At 44.9% G+C, this 23048-nt stretch carries 26 protein-coding genes; 3 read left to right on the top strand and 23 right to left on the bottom strand.

What is annotated here, in order from left to right:
• Window position 1: 1 nt before the first annotated feature.
• The 11 genes from PQ469_RS14180 to PQ469_RS14130 form a co-directional block, all read right to left on the bottom strand.
• Window positions 2-1213, bottom strand: a complete 1212-nt coding sequence (locus PQ469_RS14180; RefSeq protein WP_274213545.1) for a relaxase/mobilization nuclease domain-containing protein — start codon at window positions 1211-1213, stop codon at window positions 2-4.
• Entirely contained in the window at window positions 1180-1590 is a 411-nt protein-coding gene (locus PQ469_RS14175) for a plasmid mobilization protein (protein WP_274213544.1), read from the bottom strand. Before PQ469_RS14175 ends, PQ469_RS14180 begins: the two co-directional genes overlap by 34 nt.
• A gap of 145 nt (window positions 1591-1735) precedes the next feature.
• Window positions 1736-2014, bottom strand: coding sequence for a hypothetical protein (locus PQ469_RS14170; protein WP_274213543.1), 279 nt, complete (start codon window positions 2012-2014; stop codon window positions 1736-1738).
• Between the two features lie 165 nt (window positions 2015-2179).
• The gene (locus PQ469_RS14165) at window positions 2180-2785 is read right to left on the bottom strand and encodes a ParA family protein (RefSeq protein ID WP_274213542.1); all 606 of its coding nucleotides are present in this window, start codon (window positions 2783-2785) and stop codon (window positions 2180-2182) included.
• Between the two features lie 48 nt (window positions 2786-2833).
• Window positions 2834-3163 carry a hypothetical protein gene (locus PQ469_RS14160; protein ID WP_274213541.1) on the bottom strand — a complete coding sequence of 110 codons (330 nt, stop codon included), beginning with the start codon at window positions 3161-3163 and terminating at the stop codon, window positions 2834-2836.
• 52 nt (window positions 3164-3215) lie between these two features.
• On the bottom strand, window positions 3216-3536 hold the full coding sequence (locus PQ469_RS14155) for a helix-turn-helix domain-containing protein (protein WP_274213540.1): 321 nt from the start codon (window positions 3534-3536) through the stop codon (window positions 3216-3218).
• 245 nt (window positions 3537-3781) lie between these two features.
• A complete protein-coding gene (locus PQ469_RS14150) occupies window positions 3782-4408 on the bottom strand; it encodes a TetR/AcrR family transcriptional regulator (RefSeq protein WP_274213539.1) in 627 nt (208 codons plus the stop codon).
• 169 nt (window positions 4409-4577) lie between these two features.
• Window positions 4578-5492: an alpha/beta hydrolase gene (locus tag PQ469_RS14145; RefSeq protein WP_274213538.1), complete on the bottom strand. Its 915-nt coding sequence runs from the start codon at window positions 5490-5492 to the stop codon at window positions 4578-4580.
• A gap of 31 nt (window positions 5493-5523) precedes the next feature.
• Window positions 5524-6090 carry a flavodoxin family protein gene (locus PQ469_RS14140; RefSeq protein WP_274213537.1) on the bottom strand — a complete coding sequence of 189 codons (567 nt, stop codon included), beginning with the start codon at window positions 6088-6090 and terminating at the stop codon, window positions 5524-5526.
• 8 nt (window positions 6091-6098) lie between these two features.
• Window positions 6099-6773: a type 1 glutamine amidotransferase domain-containing protein gene (locus tag PQ469_RS14135; protein ID WP_274213536.1), complete on the bottom strand. Its 675-nt coding sequence runs from the start codon at window positions 6771-6773 to the stop codon at window positions 6099-6101.
• Between the two features lie 3 nt (window positions 6774-6776).
• Window positions 6777-7034 (bottom strand): hypothetical protein, encoded by a 258-nt coding sequence (locus tag PQ469_RS14130; RefSeq protein ID WP_274213535.1) that lies wholly within the window; start codon window positions 7032-7034, stop codon window positions 6777-6779.
• Window positions 7035-7316: 282 nt separating this feature from the next.
• Between PQ469_RS14130 and PQ469_RS14125 the strand changes: the two genes are divergently transcribed.
• The 3 genes from PQ469_RS14125 to PQ469_RS14115 all read left to right on the top strand — a co-directional run bounded on the left by PQ469_RS14125 (window position 7317) and on the right by PQ469_RS14115 (window position 10100).
• Window positions 7317-8240, top strand: a complete 924-nt coding sequence (locus PQ469_RS14125) for a helix-turn-helix domain-containing protein (RefSeq protein ID WP_274213534.1) — start codon at window positions 7317-7319, stop codon at window positions 8238-8240.
• A 73-nt stretch (window positions 8241-8313) separates the two neighbouring features.
• Window positions 8314-9102: an SDR family oxidoreductase gene (locus PQ469_RS14120; RefSeq protein ID WP_274213533.1), complete on the top strand. Its 789-nt coding sequence runs from the start codon at window positions 8314-8316 to the stop codon at window positions 9100-9102.
• 53 nt (window positions 9103-9155) lie between these two features.
• Entirely contained in the window at window positions 9156-10100 is a 945-nt protein-coding gene (locus PQ469_RS14115) for an NAD(P)-dependent alcohol dehydrogenase (RefSeq protein WP_274213532.1), read from the top strand.
• Between the two features lie 275 nt (window positions 10101-10375).
• Here the strand turns inward: PQ469_RS14115 and PQ469_RS14110 are convergent, their stop codons facing one another.
• The 12 genes from PQ469_RS14110 to PQ469_RS14055 form a co-directional block, all read right to left on the bottom strand.
• A complete protein-coding gene (locus tag PQ469_RS14110; protein WP_274213531.1) occupies window positions 10376-11392 on the bottom strand; it encodes an amidohydrolase family protein in 1017 nt (338 codons plus the stop codon).
• 78 nt (window positions 11393-11470) lie between these two features.
• The gene (locus PQ469_RS14105) at window positions 11471-13504 is read right to left on the bottom strand and encodes a glycoside hydrolase family 127 protein (RefSeq protein WP_274213530.1); all 2034 of its coding nucleotides are present in this window, start codon (window positions 13502-13504) and stop codon (window positions 11471-11473) included.
• A gap of 43 nt (window positions 13505-13547) precedes the next feature.
• On the bottom strand, window positions 13548-14435 hold the full coding sequence (locus PQ469_RS14100) for a helix-turn-helix domain-containing protein (protein ID WP_274213529.1): 888 nt from the start codon (window positions 14433-14435) through the stop codon (window positions 13548-13550).
• Between the two features lie 73 nt (window positions 14436-14508).
• Complete coding sequence (locus tag PQ469_RS14095; RefSeq protein WP_274213528.1) at window positions 14509-14871, bottom strand: DUF2255 family protein; 363 nt, start codon at window positions 14869-14871, stop codon at window positions 14509-14511.
• 79 nt (window positions 14872-14950) lie between these two features.
• Complete coding sequence (locus tag PQ469_RS14090) at window positions 14951-15895, bottom strand: aldo/keto reductase (RefSeq protein WP_274213527.1); 945 nt, start codon at window positions 15893-15895, stop codon at window positions 14951-14953.
• Window positions 15896-15927: 32 nt separating this feature from the next.
• Complete coding sequence (locus PQ469_RS14085) at window positions 15928-16929, bottom strand: aldo/keto reductase (protein WP_274213526.1); 1002 nt, start codon at window positions 16927-16929, stop codon at window positions 15928-15930.
• Between the two features lie 17 nt (window positions 16930-16946).
• On the bottom strand, window positions 16947-17369 hold the full coding sequence (locus tag PQ469_RS14080) for a putative quinol monooxygenase (protein ID WP_274213525.1): 423 nt from the start codon (window positions 17367-17369) through the stop codon (window positions 16947-16949).
• Window positions 17370-17388: 19 nt separating this feature from the next.
• Window positions 17389-18048 carry a carboxymuconolactone decarboxylase family protein gene (locus PQ469_RS14075; RefSeq protein ID WP_274213524.1) on the bottom strand — a complete coding sequence of 220 codons (660 nt, stop codon included), beginning with the start codon at window positions 18046-18048 and terminating at the stop codon, window positions 17389-17391.
• Between the two features lie 630 nt (window positions 18049-18678).
• The gene (gene paoC / locus PQ469_RS14070) at window positions 18679-20889 is read right to left on the bottom strand and encodes an aldehyde oxidoreductase molybdenum-binding subunit PaoC (RefSeq protein WP_274213523.1); all 2211 of its coding nucleotides are present in this window, start codon (window positions 20887-20889) and stop codon (window positions 18679-18681) included.
• A 1-nt stretch (window position 20890) separates the two neighbouring features.
• Window positions 20891-21841, bottom strand: a complete 951-nt coding sequence (locus PQ469_RS14065; protein WP_274213522.1) for an FAD binding domain-containing protein — start codon at window positions 21839-21841, stop codon at window positions 20891-20893.
• 38 nt (window positions 21842-21879) lie between these two features.
• Window positions 21880-22524, bottom strand: a complete 645-nt coding sequence (paoA, locus tag PQ469_RS14060; RefSeq protein WP_274213521.1) for an aldehyde dehydrogenase iron-sulfur subunit PaoA — start codon at window positions 22522-22524, stop codon at window positions 21880-21882.
• Window positions 22525-22589: 65 nt separating this feature from the next.
• Entirely contained in the window at window positions 22590-23015 is a 426-nt protein-coding gene (locus tag PQ469_RS14055) for a DoxX family protein (RefSeq protein WP_274213520.1), read from the bottom strand.
• Between the last annotated feature and the right edge of the window lie 33 nt (window positions 23016-23048).

Raw genomic sequence — 23048 nt, 5'->3', positions numbered from 1 at the left:
TTTAGAGATTAAGTCCTTTACGTTTTTTGCGTTTGAATTTATTTAGCGCCGCCAGGTCTTCGCGCTCAGCGGCAAACAACACATCGATCAGTTCGTCGCCTGCGGATGTCTGGCTGGACTCATTGCTCTGCTGAGCTTCATGTTGATATGGGAATTTAGGTTTAACGGAATCGGGTAATAATAGTGCGCTGAGTTGATTGGCACTATACGCCTTACCTAAATCGCTGCCGTTGAATACCGCCTTGTTTTTCTGGTCGATAAAAGTTACGCCGTAGATACGCCCTTCCTCATTTTTACGAAGTATACACTGAACACCTTGTTCCCGCAACGCTTTTTGAAAATCACGCTGAATCAGCGGTTTAGTTAATGTCGTTGCCAGTATCTTGATGAGGTCGTCTTTAAAGGGCTTGCGCAGTTGCGCGTTGAGCCTGAATTTTTCCTCCAGTGTTTTCAGCGTCGGTTTACCATAGATCGTGCTGGCTTTGACCGGCACACCGATTTTGTTGCCCTGTTTATCCAGTATCCAATAAACTAATCCTGCATGCGCATACATGCGGGAATCTTTGCTGCCCCGACCTGCCTGGATGTTATATTGCCCGAGAACGGCATTGAGTTCGGGAACACTGGTGAACTTATAAGCCCTTAAGACGTAAGCCAGGATATTGGTGATCGTACGTTTGGTTTCAGTTTTGCCATATTCGGCAGCTGAAACATCAGCTTTCAGATCAGGCTTTGGTTTGGCCTGCTCTTCGGCCCGGATCAGCTCATATTTGACCTCGATGGCCCTGCGCGTTTTTTCCGATTCGTTCTGTCCCAGGTAATGCAGGCTGATGCGGTGGCCGTCGCTTTTGATATTGGTGGTCACGATATGACAATGCGGGTGCCCGGCATCCATGTGCCGGTAAACCAAATAGGGCTGGTTTTCAAAGCCGATCCCCTGCATATAATCTCTGGCAATCGCCTGCAGCTTTCCCGCGGGCAGCGCTTCACCATTAGCGAAGTTCAGCGAGATATGTACGGTGTTGGTTTTAGTACGTTCATTTCTTTCAGCGAGATCGGTCAGCCGCAGGAGTTTATCATAGAAGCTGAGGTCGGCCGGGTCTTTGATATAGCCCGCCGCATCGATCAGTTCGGCTTTATGCTGTTTTACTTTGTTCTCGTTATAGTTCAGCGCACCCATCAGGCTTTTACCGCTTTTAATTTTTGCGACCATAGATCCGCGTATTGGTTCATTCTTTCTTTGATCTGATTGATGGCCGGCTCGACCTGGCTATGAATGGTATGGAGCAGGCCGGCCCATAGCCGTCCGTCCGCATTGCCGTGCGCCGCATTGATCTGGTAAACAGCCTGGTTCAGGTTATTACCGATCGCATTCAGTTCGCGCCGCAGCAGGACGAGTTCTTCCAGCACCTCATCCATCGCTTTGTCCCGGTAATTGACGGTGACGGGTTTTTCCAAAAGCACGCTGCGCATATATTCGCTTAACTTGCGGAAGCGCGTCTTTTTGAACCGTGTTTCGAGCAATTGGTACTCTTCCGGTTTAAACCGCAGGTTCTTCCAGCGGATGCGTTTATCTTCCTGTTTATCCATTGTTTCCTGTTTTAAAAAGCCGACTCCGGAGGCTTTTTGCCTGGACCGTGGCCGACTGCGGAGGCCGGGGCAAGATTCAATTGTGACACAATTGTACATCTTGCTAACTGCTGCGAAGCGGGCAGTTTTATCCTGCTGTCAGTCTTTATAGGGCATCTTTTGTTGTTTCTTCCGGCTTCGCCTTATGGCTGAGATAAAGCTCAAGTGCACGGATATTGATATCTTTTAATGAGAGGTCATGCTCCACACCATATGTTTTGATCCGCTTTAACAGGCTCTTGGGTATCCAGTTATTAAACTGTACCTCGGCCACCTTAACATTCGCTATCGTCTTTACAGGCTGGACTTCCTGGATAGGCGTTCTCGGCTTTTCCTGTTTCAATTTGACCGCCAGGCCGCCTAATTTATTTTTATAGTTTTCCATCGCGTCGGGTTCTCTACTTATAGGATTCTATAGGATATCTATCACCTATAGAGTTGTAGAAGTATAGGTTTCTACCTTTTTAGATTGCTATATAGATAGAAAGCTAAAATGTTATAAATGCAGGTCTTTATAATTATAGCATGACAGCTAAATAAAAAGGTGGCGTTAAGCGCTGATCAATTCCACAACTTCTTCCGCCAGCGCGGTGATCTCAGCTTTCGCTTTCCGGTCACTGCTCTGCAAAATCCCGGAGGTCATGGTTGAGCGCGCGATACTCACCCGGTCATGGATAACCGTTTTCAATAATTGCACGTCCATGCTTTCGAGTAAGCCGCATACGTCCTGGGTAATACCTGAACGTGGTTTGATCATATTGAGCACAATACCGGCCCTGACGCCCGGCGTGGCGGCTATAGCCTCGCTGATCAGGGCAATGGTCGAGCGGATCGCCATCACATCAAAAAATCCTGCTTTGGTAGGCACCAGGATAAAATCAGAATGACGAAATAGCTCAGGTAAACGATTGGACAGGTAAGGCGGTGTATCGACAATAACCAGGTCATAGGCCAGTTTCTGAATATCGGTAAACTGATCTGCGCCGATGATCGCCAGGTCCGGGAAGTCTGCGCGCATCTGGTATAAACTTCCCTGAAGGTCGGTATCCACAAGCGCCACCGATAACTGATCCTGAAAACATAAAGCCAGGTTAATCGCTAATGTGCTTTTGCCTACGCCACCTTTTTGGTGGGCTATGGTGATGATCTTTGCCATGCTGATAGATTTATATAATTGTTGATTTTTGTAATTATAGAATGACAGTTAAATAGAAGGTCGGACGGTGCCGGCTAACATGTTCTCCCGCAGACGCTTCCTTAGTTTTTGTTCCTGTTCATAGCTAAAGATCCAATCTCCGGCCAGCAACTTCCAGTTGCGGTAGGGCGTACCCTTCGGACTACACCATTGGGCCATTTCATAGAAATCATAGAATGCGCCGGCCTGTCCCGGAAAACCTTTCTGATCGAAATAGATATCGACCAGGCATTTTTGCGGCGGCATCTCTGTGCCGAAACCTTTTTGAGTGATCCCTTCCGGCTGTGGAACGGTTCTGCGTTCAGCAGGTATCCTTTTTGCTTTACGTTTAAATAACATCGTATTGAATTTAAAAGCCGGTCTGCTATTTGCAGAACCGGCTGGTGGTCACTCAGGCGCTTTTGTTGGCCGACATCATAAAGGTGATATCCTCATAATCGTAATAAATGGAGCCGCCGATCTTAGTGAAAGGCAGCACACCGCTATCCCTTAATGATTGCAGGAAGCCGTGAGAAATCCCTAGGAGCTTTTTCACCTCAGCGGACTTGAGCCACTTTTTGCCGGGCGCACCGCTAACGCATTCTTTCATGATACGCTTAACCTCCTGCAGCATATCTTCCTTAAATTCTACGAGGTCACCGAGTGTGAGTATTTGGTTCCGGTTGGGAACCATAGCGGACATCTTTGCCCGTTCTTGTGTTGTTGTATCCATAACATTCTGATTTATCGGGCTTCAAAATTGCGATTAACCGAAATGATAAAATGACAACCTGAGCGGACGTTGTATTATTTAATTATAACAAAATTATTTTTCACCAGGCAGGCGTCTGTAACTCGTAGTTTGAGTGTAACTAAACTGCGTGAAGCAGACTAATAAGGGTGGGGTGCCGCATAAAAGAGGTGTGCAGAGGGATTCAAAAAACCGTTAAGAATAGATCTTGAGGACATGGCTTTTCATCAGGCTTTTTCAAATGCCCAGCCAACAATCTGGTCGATCGCACGCATAACCTCCGTCTGCGCACTTTGAGAACTGATATCGAGGTCACAGAATTGACCGCCGTTGGATTGAATATGCAATACTATATAATAAATTCCACCCACCAGTAGCGCTGCTATAGCCCGGAAATTTACCCGTTTGTCTTTAAAATGTTCATCTGTCATTTCCAACAGACCTTGCCCGGCCGCCTCGCGGGCATTGTGGATGCTTTTCATTAATGCACTGCTGGTAGATATTTCCCATAAAATTAACCTCTGCATCTCTTTTTCATTAAGGAAATAATTGAACTGGTTCTTTAGCAGATTCGCGATAAAAGTCTGCGTAGTGGGCGGCGCTTCCTTCTTTACCTGTTCAAGGAGTTTTTTGGAAAAGGTTAACCAGTAATCGTTTTCAATAACATAGGTTTCAATAAGATAATTAACATTACCAAAATATCTGTAAATTAATTTCTTGTTAACGCCGGCTTGTTTGGCGATGCGATTGACTCCCAATCCTTTATAGCCCTCAGATTTAAGTATTTCCCCGACGGCAATTACTAGTTTGCGCTTGGTAAGTTCTTTATTTTTTATATTATCATTGACAGTCATTGTGCGCATTAACGACAGTTCCTATTAAAAAAGATGTTAAATACAAGTGCTTTTAATAAAGGATTTGTATTAAATCCTTTATTAAAAGCACAATTACTTACACGGTATGTACTCTATAATAAAATTTTCTTCAGGGCTTCGTATTTTTAGATTTTACCGAGGCGTGTATTTACAAGTACTGGTCATAAAATTCATTCAGCTTTCCAATCGCCTGATCCACGTACTCCGGTGTATCGTACATTGAAATATGTGTTGCCCCATCAACTACGAATAATTCCTTCTGTCCCTTGGCAAGTTTATAGGCCTGGTCACTGAAAAGCTTGGTATCGGCCTTACTTCCGGCTATTAAAAGCATGGGTTGCGTAAGAAGTGTGCTTATTTGATCGAAGGCGGAAAAGGCAATCATCCGGTCTGTGCTGCTGAACAGATATTTATTCACTGAATTTGCATGCTGTCCGCGAGGGGTTTTATAGTAATCGTGTCCTTCCCGCCATAGGTCGGGCGTGTTTTCATTAATCACTTCTTTTGTCTCCGGTACCCAATGCATGTAAAGGGGTTCTGCGCCGTTAGCCTCGGCACTCCGTTGCTCACCCGTTTTTTTCAGCATATCCAACAACGTGGGTATCGGTGTTTCAATCCCAAGAAAATTCCGGAACCCTTCGCCCATGGGGGCAGCGCTGACTGTTGCTACTGCTTTAAAACGATGTTCAGTTTGTGCAACACTAATGGCGTAGCCGCCACCGGCACAAATCCCGAATACCCCCACGCGATTCATATCAATATAAGAAAGGGTCGATAAATAATCAGCGCCGGCGCGGGCGTCCTCCACTCTTGCTGTCGGCTCCTCTAAATACCGCGGTTCACCTTCGCTGGCGCCCTGGTACGAAGCGTCAAAGGTCAATACTACAAATCCACAATCGGCCAACCGCGAGGCATATAGCCCGATAGTTTGTTCCTTAACTCCGCCAGCCGGGTGAATGCAGACGATGGCCGGGTATTTTTGGCTCTCAGTGAAATTATCCGGAAGATGCAGTTCAGCTGCAAGTTTCAGGTCTTTGTTTTTAAATGAAGTGGGCTTTTTCATAATGTCAGGTTCTGTATTTTTAGCGTATGATCTAATTATTTCCGATTGTAAATGCGGCTACCCGTTCTCCAAATAACTCTCCTGAACGTAAATCTTCGGCATGGATCAGGTTCGTATCATCGTGGACAGATTGAGCCATACCACCGAGCCAGGTTCCGAGACGATTTATGCCGTTAGGCTGCATAGGCAGTTCGCCCGAACCGATCCAGATCATACCGTGCTGCATAGCCAGCGTCTGCAGGTATTGCAGGGTGCTCAATTTGTCACCGCTGGGCGTGCCCGATACGGTGAAACCAGCTGCAATTTTATTTCGCCATTTCTGCTGATACCAGCTTGCGACGGTCGCATCGGCAAAAGCTTTGAATTGAGCTGCGCATCCGCCCATATAAGTAGGCGTTCCAAAAATGATGGCACTGCTTTCGTCCAGATCATCAATTACCTGGTTGTTGGTGTAGCGGCCATTCACAATGTCGGCACTATCGATAGCAACTAATTTTACATCTGCACCCGAAACCGATGCCGCACCCCTGGCGACCGCTTCCGCGAATTTGGCCGTGCTGCCCGAACCCGTGAAATAAATAATGGATATGCGTTTCATTGCTATGTCTATTGGTTCAAAGCAGCTAATAGCGCCTTTCCTACACCCGAGGCCGATTGCGGATTTTGCCCCGTGATCAGGCGGCCATCAACAACGGTATTATTATTCCAATTTGGTGCATACTGGTATAATGCACCGTGGGATTCCAGGGCGTCAGCCAACAGAAAAGGAACGATGTTGGTAGATTGCACTTCCTCCTCTTCGTCATTGGTAAATGCGGCCAGCTTTTTACCATCGATCAGGTAGCTGCCATCGCTCAATTTCGCATTAACCAGTGCAGCGGGGCCATGACAAACAGCAGAAACGATCTTACCTGCTTCGTAAATCTCCCGAATCGCGTTCTGTACTGCCGGCGTTTCCGGGAAGTCCCACATCGTGCCGTGCCCACCGGCAAAGAATATGGCATCATAAGCTTTGGTCTCCACAGCCTCAAGTTTAAGTGTGTTTTCTATCCTGTTGTGAAAAGCCGGGTCTGCCCAATACTTGGCTATGATCGGATCATTAAAATCTTCCAGTCCATCCAATGGCGCATTCCCACCTTTAATAGACGCTATATCTACATGGACACCATCTTCTTCCAACACAGCCAATGGGTGGGTAACCTCGGCCAAATTATATCCTGTCGGAATTTTTGTATCCCCTTTTTCGTTACAACTCGTAACAACGAATAATACTTTTTTCATGATTTAGAATTGTTTTTCTAAAAGTGTGTATTCGGTTTTTTCAAAATGAGGGAACAGTGGCAATTGAGAGACCAGCGCTTGTACTTTGGCCAGATCAGTTTCGTTAAAAACCAATACCGCTCCACCCGCGGCTTCCTTAATAAAAAGATGTGCTAAAATGCCTTCTTCTTTCCATTTGGTCACTACGGCAAACTCTCTTGGTAAAATCTCCTCAATGTGCTCCACTTTACCTAAAGTGGAATTAACTAATATCGTGTTCATTATTTTATGCTATTTCTTGAAGCAAAACTACACCAGCCGGACATTGGAGTGTTAAGAGGATTCACACCAAAATTTATAAATTTCAAACCATTTTGCTTGAAATTTAAAACAATGATTCTTCCCGCTGTGGTTCCTGCGAATTTGGGGTGGTACTGATGATACTATCAGGTGGGTAATAATTCAATACCAATGTCTATTTGAATGTAAAAAACACCTGGTTACCGAACTGCTTTCGGGAATACAAACCATAACTACTATCTTTAAATATGGAAATTTTAGCCGATGGAAAATCTTGAGGATTTATATAAAACAATTGAAAAAGATACGAGTCTTGGCATGCACGAAATCTTGCCCGCTGATATTAATAAAGACATTGGTCATTTCAACGTCTTTTCTGTAAAGGAATTAATGCAAAGAACCAAGAAAAAACCAATCAGACCTTACGACAAGCGGACTTACTATAAGATTAATCTTATTAATGGACGCGTAAGGACCGAATACGCAGATAAGGTTATTGACATTGAGCATAAGGCGCTATTATTTGCGAGTCCCAAAATCCCTTACAGTTGGTGCCCGAAGGATTTGAATCAGGAAGGTTATTTCTGCGTTTTTACAAGCGATTTTTTAAACTCAAACAGGAATAACGTAGGTTTAGATAGCTTACCCATTTTTAAGCCCGGCGGTTATCCCGTTTTTTTCTTATCTGATGATGAAGCTGACGGTGTTGAATTAATATTCAAAAAAATGCAAGCGGAAATTGGGTCCTATTATCCTTACAAATATGATCTGATTCGGAATTACATGTTAGAATTAATTCATTTCGGACAAAAGCTACAACCGTCAACTACCTCGTATATACCGAATAAATCTCTGGAACGGGTATCATCTCTTTTTATTGAATTACTGGAACGCCAATTTCCTATAAATTCACGCAATCAGCAGCTGCAGTTGCGATCCGCAAAAGATTATGCAGAGAGATTATCCGTACATGTAAACTATTTAAATAAGGCTTTAAAAGAAAATACAGGCAAAACAACAACTGAGGTCATAGGCAACAGAGTAGTCCAGGAGGCTAAGATGCTATTGAAGCAAACCGATTGGAGTGTGTCTGAAATTGCCCATTGCCTGGGTTTTGAAGAAATATCCTATTTTTCCGGCTTTTTTAAAAAACAAGCCCTGTTAACACCACTTCAATTTCGATCTTAGTTTGAATTTTATAAAAAATGGATTCAAACTTATAAACAGCTAAGGTATATGACGTATCACCTTTGTACTATAAATGCTAAAAGAAATTATGGTACTGAGTGAAAATATAATTCTTATAACCGGTGGCTCCAGCGGAATAGGGTTTGAGTTGGCTTCAAGGCTGTCAAAACTTGGTAATACGGTAATTATCACCGGCCGCAATTTGGCAAAACTTGAACAGGTTAAACTACAATTTAATAAACTACACATTATTCAGAGTGATGTAAGTAATCCTGATGATATATTGAAACTTTATGAAACTATTGTAAAGGATTTTCCCGGGCTTAATATTATAATAAATAATGCGGGAATTATGCGAAACCTTAACCTGCATGACGAGAGTATTAATCTGCAAGATATCAATCGTGAGATAGTAACTAACCTTTCTGGCCCTGTGCGAATGGTGCAACAATTTCTTCCACTTTTAAAGACCCAACCATCAGCGGCTATAATCAACGTATCCTCCGGACTGGCGTTTGTCCATTTTCCAATATCGCCTGTATACAGCGCGACAAAAGCCGGCTTGCACGCATATACGCAAGCATTACGTGTTCAATTAAAGAATACCCGTATTAAGGTGTTTGAAATAGCACCACCCGGCACAGACACCCCGCTGCAGGACAACTTTGTAGGTTCGGCCGAAACCGGACCGATGATGAAAGTTGACAAATTGGTAGACGTCATACTGAAAGGGCTACAAAATGACAAAAAGGAGATACGGCCGGGACTAGCAAATCTTTTGAAAATAATTAGCAGAGTTGCACCTCAATTTGCTCTGAAGATGCTTAGTAAACCGGTAGATCAGATGTTATCAAATCAGTAGTCACGGGGAATACCTGAAGTCCAACTACCCAGCTAACAACTTAAGTTAATTAAATGAAGAAAATAATTTATGAACAATACGGCAGTGTAGATGTTTTACATTCCGTTTATATGAATAAGCCCATCCCAAACACTAACCAAATTTTGGTTAAGGTGAAGGCGGTTTCTATTAACCCCATTGACTGGAAAATTGTAATGGGTGAGGTTAAACTGATGTCGGGCAGAAAGTTCCCGAAATCCATTGGTTGTGATTTTTCCGGAACAATAGAAAGTATAGGGCAAAATATACAAAATTTTACAGTTGGAGATGATGTATTTGGCGTAATAAATCCTTTCAAAGAGGGGGCTCTTGCTGAATATGTAATAGTAAACGAAAAGCAACTTGCTAAGAAGCCTGATTATCTTTCATTTGCCCAGGCCGCCGCATTACCAACAGTTGGACTTACAGCTTTACAGGCACTCAATACAAGCGGTAAAAGCATTAAAGGGAAAGAAATTTTGATAAATGGTGCGTCTGGCGGGGTGGGCATGCTTGCTATACAGATTGCTAAAAGTCAGGGAGCTATTGTTACAGCTGTTTCAAGCGTCAAAGGGCATCATCTTTTAAAAAAATGGGGCAGTGATTTTATAATTGATTACAACAAAGAAGATGTGGCGAAAATAAACAAGCAATTTGATGTTATTATTGAACTCTCTGCAAAATTATCGTTCAGGCAAGCTAAAAAAATAATGAAGCCTGAATCAAACTATATTTCCGTAACCCCATCTTTATGGAATTTCGTACATTCATTTTCAAATAATATTATTTCTAAAAAGAAATATAAAATTCTCTTAATGCAATCAGACACAAATAGCTTAAATGAATTGGCCAATAATATATTAAAAGGTGCTGATATCTACATTAGCAAGACTTATCCCATGTCAGACTTTAAGGAAGCATACAACAGTATAATTAAACACGGCGCTTTGGGTAAGGTAGTTTTCTCTATACCATTTTAAAAGGTCAATGGCATCTGCCGTCACTCCTAAAATTTGAGCGGCCGTTTTTAAGACCTGATCCTTAATATTTTCGCTCTGTTTGATGCGTGACTCTGTTTGTTGGCTTACGCCTGATCCGGCCGACAGTGCTTCTTGTTTAATACCACACATTTCAAGAATGCGGCCAATTTTCCTGCCCACAGGACTTTTTAAGGGTTTAGCAGCAAGGTAAGGGATTTATGGTTGTTTGTTTAGAATTTTATTAGACACCTTAGGCTTTAGGTATTAATCATATGTTACAAACGTAATAATTTCTCTGCATTTTTATATGCGATTTTTTCTTTCGCTTCATTTGAAATCGATGCATTTTCGAGAAAGCTCTTCGTCCTTTTATCAATCAGAAATGGATAGTCGCCTGAATAGATGATCTGATCTGCTCCAACTTCAGAAATAGCAAATTGCAATTGTGATTCAGAGAAGAGCCCGCTTGGGGTTATGTAAATATTGCTTCGATAATAATCAGAGATTTTACGATCCAATTGTAAGGTTTTTCCTAACTGATCGTCTAACCGGTTTAAGAAAAAAGGCACCAGTTCCCCCCAATGACCTGAAATTATTTTAAGATCGGGTAATTTATCAAATATTGCCGAGGCTATTAATCTCAGAATACCGATCCCGGAGTCTAAATGCCATCCATATCCAGCTGAAGCAAACATAGCACCTGCAACAGCCGGCCAGTTTTCGCTTTGATAATAATGTTCGGCGATGGCTTTAGGAATAATCGCCGGATGCATATATATGGGCACACCGAGGACCTCGGCTTTTGAGAATATAGGAAAGAAAGCAGGCTCGTCAAAGAAACGGCCATTACAAGTTCCGGATATCATGGCCCCTCTTAGCCCCAATTCGTTTACAGCTCTTTCTAACTCTTCGCATGCAGCATTTACGTCCATCACTGGTAAAACAGCAAAGCCGCCAAACCTTGCAGGGCGCTGTTTTATAAAATCAGCTAACTCATTATTAGCTTCTTTGCATAATTCTATAGCCAATGCTATGTCAGCAACATTCTGAGGACTGCTGCCACCATACGATAGCAGCTGCATATCTATACCGCTTTCGTCCATAAATTTTATCCGGCGCTCACCAACATCTTCAATATCATCTGGTGTGGGCAACACCAGGGCCATTAACTCTTTTTGAATGCCGTTGGCGGAAGAATTTCCGCCAATTTGTTTAGTGTTAAAATCAATGACCCGTTTTGAGATTTCTCTCAAAGTAAAATGTTCCTCGATAGTGATTATTTTTTTTATCATAGCGTCGATGTTGCAGACATGCGCTTACCCTTGTGGTGGCTCATTGGTCTGGCTTTGGATATCAAAAATTTAATGCCCTTATTTACCCCCCTTGTTATTCAGTGCGCCCTGGTGCCAATAGATCATATAGCGCGCATCATGCAGTTTGTAAAAGGGTATCAGTTCCAGGTTTTTAAATTTGTCAGGACTGATCAGTTCAGGCGCAATAAAGGTTTGAGGTTTTCCGGTAACAGGTTTCAGATAGTTTTGAAGATTAGCCTCGTTGCTTGCCAATATAGGTGCCTCATTTAGCGGGTACATTTTGCCGCGTGCACGATAGCCGCCAAACTGGTCTCCATCTGCAATTAAGTTATCAAGATCCGTAGTATCAGTTTTGGCTGCCAATACGATAGGCCCATTCAAAAATGCTACATAGTGCGAACTATCCGGCAAAGCCTCTGTACTTAATTCCATTGGCAAACGCACTTCTATTGCGTCGCCTTTTTTCCATGCACGGTTAAGCTTTACGTAGGAGCCAGGCTGAGCATCAACAGGTACATTTGTTCCATTGATTTTGATTTGCAGTTTGCCGGTTTTTACCCAATGAGGATAACGGATGTTAATATCAAATTTGCCGGGTTTTACTGCCTCGACTGTAAGTTTGGTAGTTTCTGTATCCGGGAATTTGGTTTGCTGCGAAAGGACAAGTCCTTGCGCCGCCCAGTTTAGGCGGGAAGCAATAAACAGGTTTACATACAGGTTTTTTTGCTGATAGTTATAGATGAGCTCGCCATATTTGCCATGGTTTTCCATGCCCGAACCAACACAACACCACATATCAACCTGTGGCTGAGAATAAACGCGGTAGTGCCGCGGGCGCATGGAGGTATAATAAACAAAGCCGCCATGCCCCGGATGCTGGCTGGAAAGGATGTGGTTATACAATACCCGCTCATAAAAATCCATGTACTTAACGTCGGCCCCTTTTTCAAAAAGGTGGCGGGTTAGTTTAAGCATATTATAGGAGTTACAAGTTTCCGGGCCAGCAATATCCGTGATCATTTTAGTGAAATTGCCCGTTGGGTTAAAATGCTCATTTACACTGTTGCCGCCTATTACTACCGAACGGTTATTTACTACCGTTTCCCAGAAAAACTGAGCAGCCTTGCCATAATCGGCATCGCCGCCAACTTCGGAGATGCGCTGGAAACCTACGGCTTTCGGGATCTGCATATTGGCGTGCAGTCCATTGAGCTCGTCATGCCCCTGGATCAATGGGTTTAGGATATCTTTGTGCGAAAACCTTTTGGCTAATGTGAGATATTTATCCTGTCCGGTTATAACTGATACATCGGCAAATACTTCATTTAAGCCGCCCTGTTCTGATATGAGCATGGTTTGGATCTGCTCATCAGTCAGTTTGAGCGAAACACCATAGATATAATCTGTTAGCCGTACCAGGATCTCTTTTGCCTGATTTTTGCCGGCAATCACGTAAGCATCGCGCAAGCCGGCAAAAAGCTTGTGGATATTATAAAGCGGCACCCATTTTTTATTAAGGGCGAAGGTATCAGCTTCAATCTTACCTGCGGCTATATCCTTCCACATAGCGGTACCACCGGGAGTGCCTCCCAGGTAACCGCTGCCTGTTTTATCCTGGGCGCGTTTTAACTCGGCCAGCATATAATCCAGTCGCCTGTTTAACTCCGCATCATGGGTGGAGGCGTACATAAATGACAAGGCCGATAAATAATGCCCGCCGATGTGGCCATCTAATCCTGTATTTTCCCAGTTTGCGTAATTTTTCTTTTTGGGCTTAATTCCCGCTTCGGTGAGATAAGGGGCCAGTAAACGATCAGGATCTAAAGCCAGTATGTATGCCTTGTCTGTTAGCTGTGCATCTTTAAACACTCCGGAAAGCAGCGTAACCTGTTGCAGCTTAAATGAATGCAGTGAAGATTGCGCCCGCGTGTAAAAAGGAATACAAAAGCAAACTATTGCAATGAACAGATTAACGCAACGCCTGTCTCGGGATGAACTTCCGCCAATTTGTTTAGTATTAAAATCAAGGACCCGTTTTAAGGATTCTTTCGAAGTGAAATGTTCCCAGATAGTGATTATTTTCTTTATCATAGCGTTGATGTTGCAGATTGTCTGTAAGCAGATGTACCAATTTCTAAATTAAGGCCCGGAGTTCACCTATCGATGAAATGCTTTCTATTAATTCCGGTTTCCTGTAGCCATTCGGGTTTACACCTGTAATTTTTTTAAATACCTTATCGAAGTATGAAACATATTCAAAACCAAGGGCGTAGGAAATTTCGGATATGCTCCAGTCCGCATGATATAATAAGATCTTCGCTTCTGTGATGATTCGCTCGGTTATTATCTTTTGTATTGTTTTTCCGGTTTCCTTCTTAACTGCCCGGTTCAGATAGTTGGGGTGTACACCTAAGCGGTAGGCGAAGTCTGCCGTTGTCGTCAATCGAATCGGGGTAGTCTTATCATGAATTGGGAACTGCCTGTCAAGCAATGTCAGAAATTGGGAGTAGATTCTTTCGGATGCAATTTTGCCACCCGATAGTTTGGTACCGTTGGTAGCAGCATTCAATTTTAGTGCTTCATGTAACAGAATACTAATAAAACTCCTGATCATGTCATTTCTGTTAATATATTCGCCAATGCTCTCTTCGATGATCCGGCTAAAGAAGAATTCAATTTCGCCTATTTTCTTCTCGTCCGTCAACGTATAAACCGGAACATTCCATGCGTTAAAAATGGATTGAGATTGAATGCTTTCGGAATATTCTGTGCCCCTCAAAAAACTTTCTGTAAACAAACACCCGTACCCGCTTTGCTCTTTCGAAACGACCTCCCACGAATAGGGCGTGTTAATATTGCCAAAAAACAAACATACCCCATCTATATCGATAATTTTATCAGAAAAATAGAATCTGCTTTGACCTTTAACAAAACAGATTCTATACACGTCCTTCCTGGAAAAGGAAGGTTTGTAATTATCAAGACTTTCTATTTTAAACGCCCTAAATTCACCTGTTCTCATTAATTTTCGGCTTAGTATTAATTTGCAAAATAGTCTATTACAGGATGTTCATCATATAATTGCCTTTTCGAACCTATTGTGCAATGATTTTCACCGTTGCTTCAGCAGCCCGGGTGCTTACCATAGTTGCCAAATAAGGGCTGCCGTAATATTTTTTTTTATAGGCATCGCTGATTTTTGCATTGATGTCACCTGTCACCGGTTCAAAAGCCACTTCTTTGATCATTCCGGCTGCATGTATGCGGCCCGCTTTTTGTTCCAGGGCGGCCGTATACCATGTGGAACGGACGCCATGATAGGCTCTTACATACAACTCGCCGTCAACAACAACTGCCCAAATCCAGGTTGGAGTTCCGTATGTCTGACCGTTCTCACGAAAGGGAGATATATGAAGGTCGTCTGCCTGATCTATTTTATTTAATTCTTCTGTTTTCATGACTTTACAACGGTTATCATCGATTCGTCAACTTACTGCTTTCTAAATCTTCTGCAGAAAACTTTGCCCAAGTATTGGGTTAAACCATTAATTTCTCCCATGACCCGCGTGTATCGACTCCGGCCTTTGATGCCAATGTCTCAATTTCATCAATCTCATCCTTGCTTAACGAGATTTTTGAAGCGATCAGCGCCTCCTCAACTTGCGGGACCTTGGTCACGCCTATAATGGGTAATGTGTTTTTTGCGATTGCCCAGGCCATGGCTATTTGCGCTACGGATGCGTTTTTACTGTTGCCGATATCCCTCATGGCATTAGTCAGGTCTTCCAGCTGGGCAAGCACTTTATTATAGGTCTGCCCCCTGCCACTGCCTTCCGGAAGCGGATTCCGGCTATTGTATTTTCCGGATAAAGCACCTTGTTCTAAAACCATGTATGCAAAAAAATTGATATCATTTTCCTTGCAATAATCAAGGATACCAGCTTCTTCTGACGACCGGTAAAGTAGGCTATAGTGATTTTGAACGGCTGAAATTTTACAATCTGCCTCAGCCAGGATACTGTTTGCCAGCTTAATTTCTTCGAGGTTATGGTTGGATACGCCTACACTTTTTACTTTTCCGCCTTTTATGAGCGGAATTAATAGCGGTGTCCATTTTCTTACATCAGTCGGATTGTGAATCCAGTAAATATCGATATAGTTGGTGCCAAGACGTTCCAAACTACTATCTAACATTTCCTCAACAGCGTTATCAGAAGGACCGGCTACCTGTGGTGTAAATTTGGTTGACAACAGGATTTCCTCGCGTCGATATTGCTTGATGAATTTACCCAATATGGTTTCGGAGGATCCCATCCCATAAACTGCAGCAGTGTCCCATAAGTTAAGGCCTGCGTTCATCGCGGCGTCAAAGACAGGTTTTAGATTTTCAGCATTACTGTTATTTCCAAAAACCTGATCTCCTCCGGCCACACCTGCTCCCCACGACCAGGTACCTAATGCTATCGATGGCATATTTTTCATGTTATTCATTTTTTAAATTTTCGTCTATAGATTTATAACCCGGTCATTTTTTCAGCAGCTTCAGGGTAGCGTGCACCTTGTATCGTAATCCTGGCTGCGGCTTCTTGTATCTTTTGAAGATCTGTTGCTGTGAGTTCTATTGCTGCTGCTCCTATATTCTCTTCCAAACGTGGCAATTTAGTTGTACCCGGGATAGGCGCTATCCAGTCTTTTTGCGCCAGCAACCATGCTAGGGCAATTTGCGCCGGAGTTGCATTTTTTTCCAGACCAATGGTTTCCAATAAGGCAACCAGCGCCCTGTTAGCAATGCGGGCTTCAGCCGCAAAACGCGGTGTTATACTGCGTATATCACCGCTTTCAAAGCTGGTGTGCTCGTCAATCTTGCCCGTCAGGTAACCTTTTCCAAGCGGACTGAAAGGCACAAAACCGATACCCAATTCTTCCAGAGCAGGAATGATTTCGGTTTCCGGCGTTCTGGTCCACAGAGAATATTCACTTTGCAGAGCAGTAACCGGTTGCACGGCATGTGCACGGCGGATGGTATTAACGCCTGCTTCCGACAGACCGAAATGTTTGACCTTACCTTCCACAATCAATTCTTTTACGGTGCCCGCGACATCTTCTATTGGCACCTGCGGATCAACACGATGCTGGTACAGCAAATCAATCACATCCGTGCGCAATCGCTTTAGGGAACCTTCAACGGCTTTTTTTATATGCTGAGGTCTGCTGTCTAAAGCGTTCCACTTGCTATTGGATTCACTTTCACCAGCAGGTGCAAAACCAAATTTCGTAGCGATAACTACCCGGTTGCGAAGTGGTTCCAACGCTTCTCCAACCAATTCCTCATTATTATAAGGGCCATATACTTCTGCTGTATCAAAAAAAGTAACGCCCATGTCCACCGCCTTACGGATCAAAGTAATCATGTCCTTTCTCTCAGGAAATGGCGCGTACCCGAAGGTCATGCCCATACATCCCAGGCCCAAAGCGGAAACTTCGAGCCTGCTTTTTCCCAATTTTCTCGTTTCCATAATTTCGTTTAAATAATCTATAATCCTGGTTGCTTTGCGCTCCCGATGAAATTCAGGTCCACCAGTTCGAGCTTCTTTACCATGTGCTCCACGGTAGTCTTATACTTTTTGAAATGAGTTGTTGCGATGTGTCTTTTATAAGCCGCACTGTCGGCATAAATCTCCATAATCGTTATCTTCGACGGATCTTTTTTGTCTGCTACCGCATAATAGCTCAATACTCCCGGCTCTTTCCTGATGGCGGTATGCATCTGCTCCAGGAGCGCCGCATGATACGCCTCAAGTTGATTCGTATCTACTTCAATTTTGGCCATACGAATCATACGTTTATCTCTTTGCGCGTAAGCATCGTGAGTAAAAAAAAGTAACATTGCAATACAAAATAGTCTGCTTAATAATGCCCTGAAGATTGGTTTGTTAAAATGGTAGGTGGTTGCCATAGATGATGTAATTTATGCGTCAATTCGTTGTCTTTAACCTTACCAGTACAGATCGGGCTATGTCAGCCTGCTGTTTACCAATAGCCGCTTCGAGGCATTTAAATACCTGTTCCAATTTGGCTTCTGTAAGACCGGCGTTCATGCCCATGCCAAGGTGCGCCTGCAATTGCGCTTCCAGTCCGGGGAGGGTTGACAATGCAGCAATCGTAACCAGTTCGCGCTCAACATATGTAAGCACGCCCCTGCCGAAAATGTCTGCAAACAGGTGCTCTTTAAGGAAAGCGTCGATGCCTGGTGCAAAAGCGTTAGCTCCGGTCAAAGGGCCGTTCTGAGCCCGTCCTGTCAGGACTTCCAGCGTTTTCTTGCCGGTGTTATATCTGCTGTCATTTGTGCCGATAACGGGTGTCGGCGGCTCTCCTTCCTCATCCTTTAGACCCTTTGATTTTCGTTCTTCCAGCACTGACATTAACGTGGTTATGCCGTTCAGACTACGCGGAAAACCGCAGTAGGCGTATAACTGAACCAGTTCTTCCCTGATCTGGTTAATGGTTAATCCTGCATCAAGCCCCGCATACAGCGCGTTTTTCAGTGGTGCCAGATTGCCGCTTGCCGTATAAGAAGCTACTAATACGATATATTGTTCTTTGACATTCAATTCGGTAAGCTGTACTGTATTCATAATATCATTCAAAAAGGTATTGTAATAGCTGTTATATTATTCATAAGTGGCGGCGTGACCATGGTTTCCAGTAGAGAAAATATGCAATTCAATTGCCTGATACGTCTTCTTCTTTTCTATACAGTGTCTTTCACCGCCTGTGTAAAGACCCAATTTGTGAGAGTAAGCGCATTTAATAAAGGCAGCACAAAAAGTTTTATTGGCATGGCATTTTATTTAATTGTTCAAAGGTCTGGCTATTTTTTAACGCGGTACTTATACATATTCCTGAAATAGTTACCATTATTCCTGATTTGAGGGCAGTACACAGCCTTGAAAATATCATTGTAGTTTTGAATATTTAGAAATAAAGCGGTGGATTACGCAAAGGCTTCAGTACCTGACACGATTAATACGGAGCGGGGACAACAAACACTGTATCCGCTCGTCACAGCACTGGATCAGTCCAAATCAAAGCCGGTCACTAGCTGGAAATCCAGTTCAGTACTGTATCGTTTTTTAAGAAGAAAAATGTGTTGACCTGGATTTTGGGCGAGGCCAGGATGATTACCTGGGGGAATCGCTCATATTTATTGCGCCCGGACAACTAGCTTGCTTTAATGAAGATTGGGATATAACCATACAGCCCATTTAGCCACTTAGTGAAATTTTCTTCAAAAGCTTGTCGAGTGTGATCGGATAGTCGCGTACCCGCACGCCGGTCGCATTGTAGACTGCATTAGCAACAGCCGCAGCCACACCAACTAATCCCAACTCACCAATACCTTTCGCTTTCATAGGCGACATGGTCGGGTCAGTATCTTCCATAAGGATCACATCCAGGTGCGGAATATCTGCATGAACAGGCACTTCATAAGCCGCGAGATCATGATTGACAAAAAAGCCTGCTTTTTTATCCACTACCAGTTCTTCCATCAGTGCAGCGCCAACGCCCATGGTCATCGCGCCGATCATCTGGCTGCGGGCCGCTTTAGGATTTAAGATCCGGCCGGCGTGCGCGACTGCGAGCATTCTCCTTACCCGGATTTCGCAGGTATAAACATTAACCGCTACCTCAGCGAAATGCGCACCAAAAGTGTCCTGTGCATATTGTTTGGACAGGTCCCCATAGGTCATTTGATCCTCACCAACCAATTCGGCTGTACGTGCGGCATCACCGAGCGGAAAACTACGGCCGCCCGAACTCACACGGCCGCCCTCAAACTGGGTATCTTCAATTTTAAATTCAAATGTTTTGGCGACTTCCTCACGCAGCTTTACACATGCTGCATACACGCCGGATGTCGACGAGGCTGCGCCCCATTGACCACCAGAACCCGACGACTCAGGAAAATGGGAATCGCCCAGTTTTACGACAACTTTATCCAAACCTACACCGAGCATCTCCGCTGCAGTCTGTGCAATGATGGTATACGTGCCGGTGCCTATGTCAGTCATATCGGTTTCTACTGTAACCGTACCATTTTGATCAAGCCGCACTCTTGCAGCTGATTTAGTGATTGGGGCACCCCGGATAGCCGAAGCTACGCCGATCCCGATCAGCCAATGGCCATCGCGCACCGCTCCGGGCGTAGTGTTCCTTTGTTTCCATCCGAAACGCTCGGCCCCGGTTCGCAGGCATTCGACCAGCAGGCGGGTCGAAAAAGGGCGGCTAGGCTTTTCCGGATCGACCCGGGTATCATTTTTTATCCGGAATTCGATGGGATTCATTTGCAGTTTCTCCGCCATCTCATCCATAGCTATCTCCAACGCCATCATCCCTGATGCTTCTCCCGGGGCGCGCATTGCATTACCCTCTGCAAGGTCAAGTACAGCTAAACGCAGGTGGGTCATCCTGTTGGCACCCGCGTATAGCAGCTTTGTTGATGCGGTGGCGGCTTCAATCCGGCCGCCACGTAAATTTCCCGACCAGCTTTCATGGCCCATGGCGGTGATCTTACCGTCCGGGTTTGCGCCGATACGTATTCGCTGGATCGTTGCCGGGCGATGGGTGGTATTATTAAAAACCAGCGGTCTTTGCAGCGTCACTTTCACCGGACGGCCGGTAGCCCGTGCGCCGAGGGAAGCGGCCACAAGATCAGACAACACCGTGCCTTTACCGCCGAATCCGCCTCCAATGTAGCTTGAGATGAGCCGGATGTTTCCAGCTGGTATTCCCAGGATATTGGCCAGGTCGCGGACTCCCCAATTGATCTGCTGAACAGAACACCAGCAAGTCAGTTTATCGCCTTCCCACTTGGCGATAGCAGCATGCGGTTCCATCATGGCGTGTGACTGGTCTGGCGTTTTATAGGTTTCATCCAGTTTCACCGCTGCAATCGCGAAAGCACCCTCAAAATCACCGGTGGATGTTTGAGCAGGGGGGCGGAATTCTCTGGGTTCAGGAGATACTGCCGAATCTTTCGCCGCTTCCAGGTCAAAAGATCCTTTGGTCGCGATATAGTCAATTTTTAACAGTGATGCGGCCGCTCTTGCCTGCTCAAAAGTCTCCGCTACTACGATAGCAACCGCCTGGTGATAATGATCGATCTCCGGTCCCGCCAGCATCTTGTCCACATAAAACTTACCCGGCTGCAAGGGCCCGGCGTTAGCAGCGGTAACAATTGCCAAAACACCCGGAGCCATTTTAGCCTTCAATTGATGGATCGCCCCGATTCGTCCTTTACCTATAGCAGCGCCAACGATAAAACCGTAAGCAGGCCCCGATACCTCTTCATTATATTCATAGGCATATTTAGCCGTGCCTGTGGTTTTAAGCGGCCCCTCAATACGATCCGTGGCCCTACCGATAACTCTTTGCCGGTCAGTGGGATTTGGCCCTGCAGGTTTGTCAAATTTCATATTAGTTCCTCCCTTCTTTTAAAACACCCGCCAGCGTCCGTTCTACCAGTGCCAGCTTAAACTCATTTTCTTTTGTCGGGTTGGCGCCGGCCAAAAGTTTGGCCGTCACCGCTTTTGCGCCGTCCGGCAGCACTTTTTCTGCCTCCTGGTCTCGCCAGGGTCTTGCCGCCACTCCGCCCAGCGCTACACGCCCGGTGCCGTCTTTTTGCAGGATCATGCCTACTGAAACCAATGCAAAGGCATAAGACGCACGGTCGCGAACCTTATAATAAACATGTTTACCTCCAATTGGTGCAGGAAGGACTACGGAAGTGATCAATTCGTTTTTGGAGAGTGTAGTTTCAATATGTGGTGTATTTCCTGGCAAACGGTAAAACCCAGCGAGTGGGATTTTTCTGACCTTTCCTTTGGCGTTTATTGTTTCGACCACGGCGTCGAGCGCCATCATCGCTACTGCCATATCGCTGGGATGTGTGGCAATGCAGGCGTTACTCGAACCGATAACGGCAAGCGAGCGGCTGAAACCTCCGATCGCGGCACAGCCACTTCCGGGAGTGCGTTTATTGCAGGCCTGGTTGGTATCATAAAAATAAGGGCAACGTGTGCGCTGAAGCAAATTTCCGCCAGTAGTGGCTTTATTGCGCAGTTGTCCGGACGCGCCAGCCAACAGTGCGCGGGATAACAGCCCATAATCACGCCTGATATTTGTATCGGCAGCAAGGTTCGTGTTACTAACCATAGCGCCGATGCGTATGCCGCCATCAGGAGTGGGTTCAATATGATCTAATGGCAGCTTTCCGATATCGACGAGATGCATGGGTGTTTCGATCTGTAATTTCATCAGATCAAGCAAATTGGTTCCGCCGGCAATGAACTTGGCACCGGGCACACGGGCCGCTGCGGCCGCTGCTTCAGCAGGCGTGTGAACTCTTTCATAGGTGAACGCTTTCATAGTTTCCTTTTGATTAAAGCTTATTTTTGATAAACTGTTCAGGAGTTGCCGGCAACTTCTGCAAACGCTTCGGCAATATTGGAGTAGGCTCCGCAACGGCAGATGTTTCCGCTCATCCTTTCACGAAACTCCATGTTACTGATCACCGGCTGAGTATTCAAATCCAGGGTGACATGGCTTGGAATGCCCGCCTTAATCTCCTTCAATACACTCACAGCCGAACAAATTTGCCCCGGTGTACAATAACCGCATTGATATCCGTCATATTTGATAAAGGCGGCCTGCATAGGATGTAATCTATCCGGCGTCCCGAGCCCCTCTATAGTAGTAATGTCATCTCCCTCGTGCTGCAGCGCCAGGGACAGGCAAGAATTAATGCGCAGACCATTTACCAGCACAGTACATGCACCACATTGACCATGGTCACAGCCTTTTTTTGTACCCGTCAGGTTCAAATGTTCCCGTAATGTGTCCAGCAGCGTTGCCCGGGTATCCAGCATCAATTCAACCCTCTTCCCGTTTACACTGAATGTGACATCATGCTGCACCAACGTTGGTTCTGGCTTTCCTGCAACATCTGCAACCTTTTCTATTGTGCCGGATGTCAGCGTAACGGTCAGAACCGCAGCCGTCCCGACGATCATCTCCCGCCGTGTAATGTTCAATTTATTGGAGTCTTTCATGATCTTTATCAGATTTGCGGTAAATAAATGCACTTATGAATAAGCAAACATTTTTAAAATTGCGTTTAGGACCGATCGGGATGATTTGCTCTTTGAATTAACCGGTCCACAGCATATTTCCCGGGGCCTGTCAAAAAAAGGACGATATACACCAGCAAAAAATGCAATGCCGGCTCCATTCTGGCAAACGGTTCTCCGCGATGGATGACGACAAGTGCCACCAGCATGGTAGCGATCAGGGGTACCAGCGCCAACCTCGTCACGATGCCGAATAAAACCAGCGCAGAGCACACCACCTGGGCAAACAGGGTGAGCGTCAGTGAAACCGATGGAGACATGCCGAACACGGTAAAAAATTTTACAGGTCCGTTCAGCAGCATAGGTACCTTCGGAAGGCCGTGATTTAACATCATGCCGGCGATCACCACGCGGGCGATCAATAAGGCGGAATCAGTCAGTCTTTGCTGGTTAGCTTTCAATAACTCTTTCATAAGCTATATTTTAGCGTTTGGGTTTTTCACCGT

The organism is Mucilaginibacter sp. KACC 22773 (assembly GCF_028736215.1).
GTDB lineage: Bacteria > Bacteroidota > Bacteroidia > Sphingobacteriales > Sphingobacteriaceae > Mucilaginibacter.
Note: the sequence above shows the minus strand (reverse complement) of the source record. Positions and strands in the feature narration are given on the sequence as shown.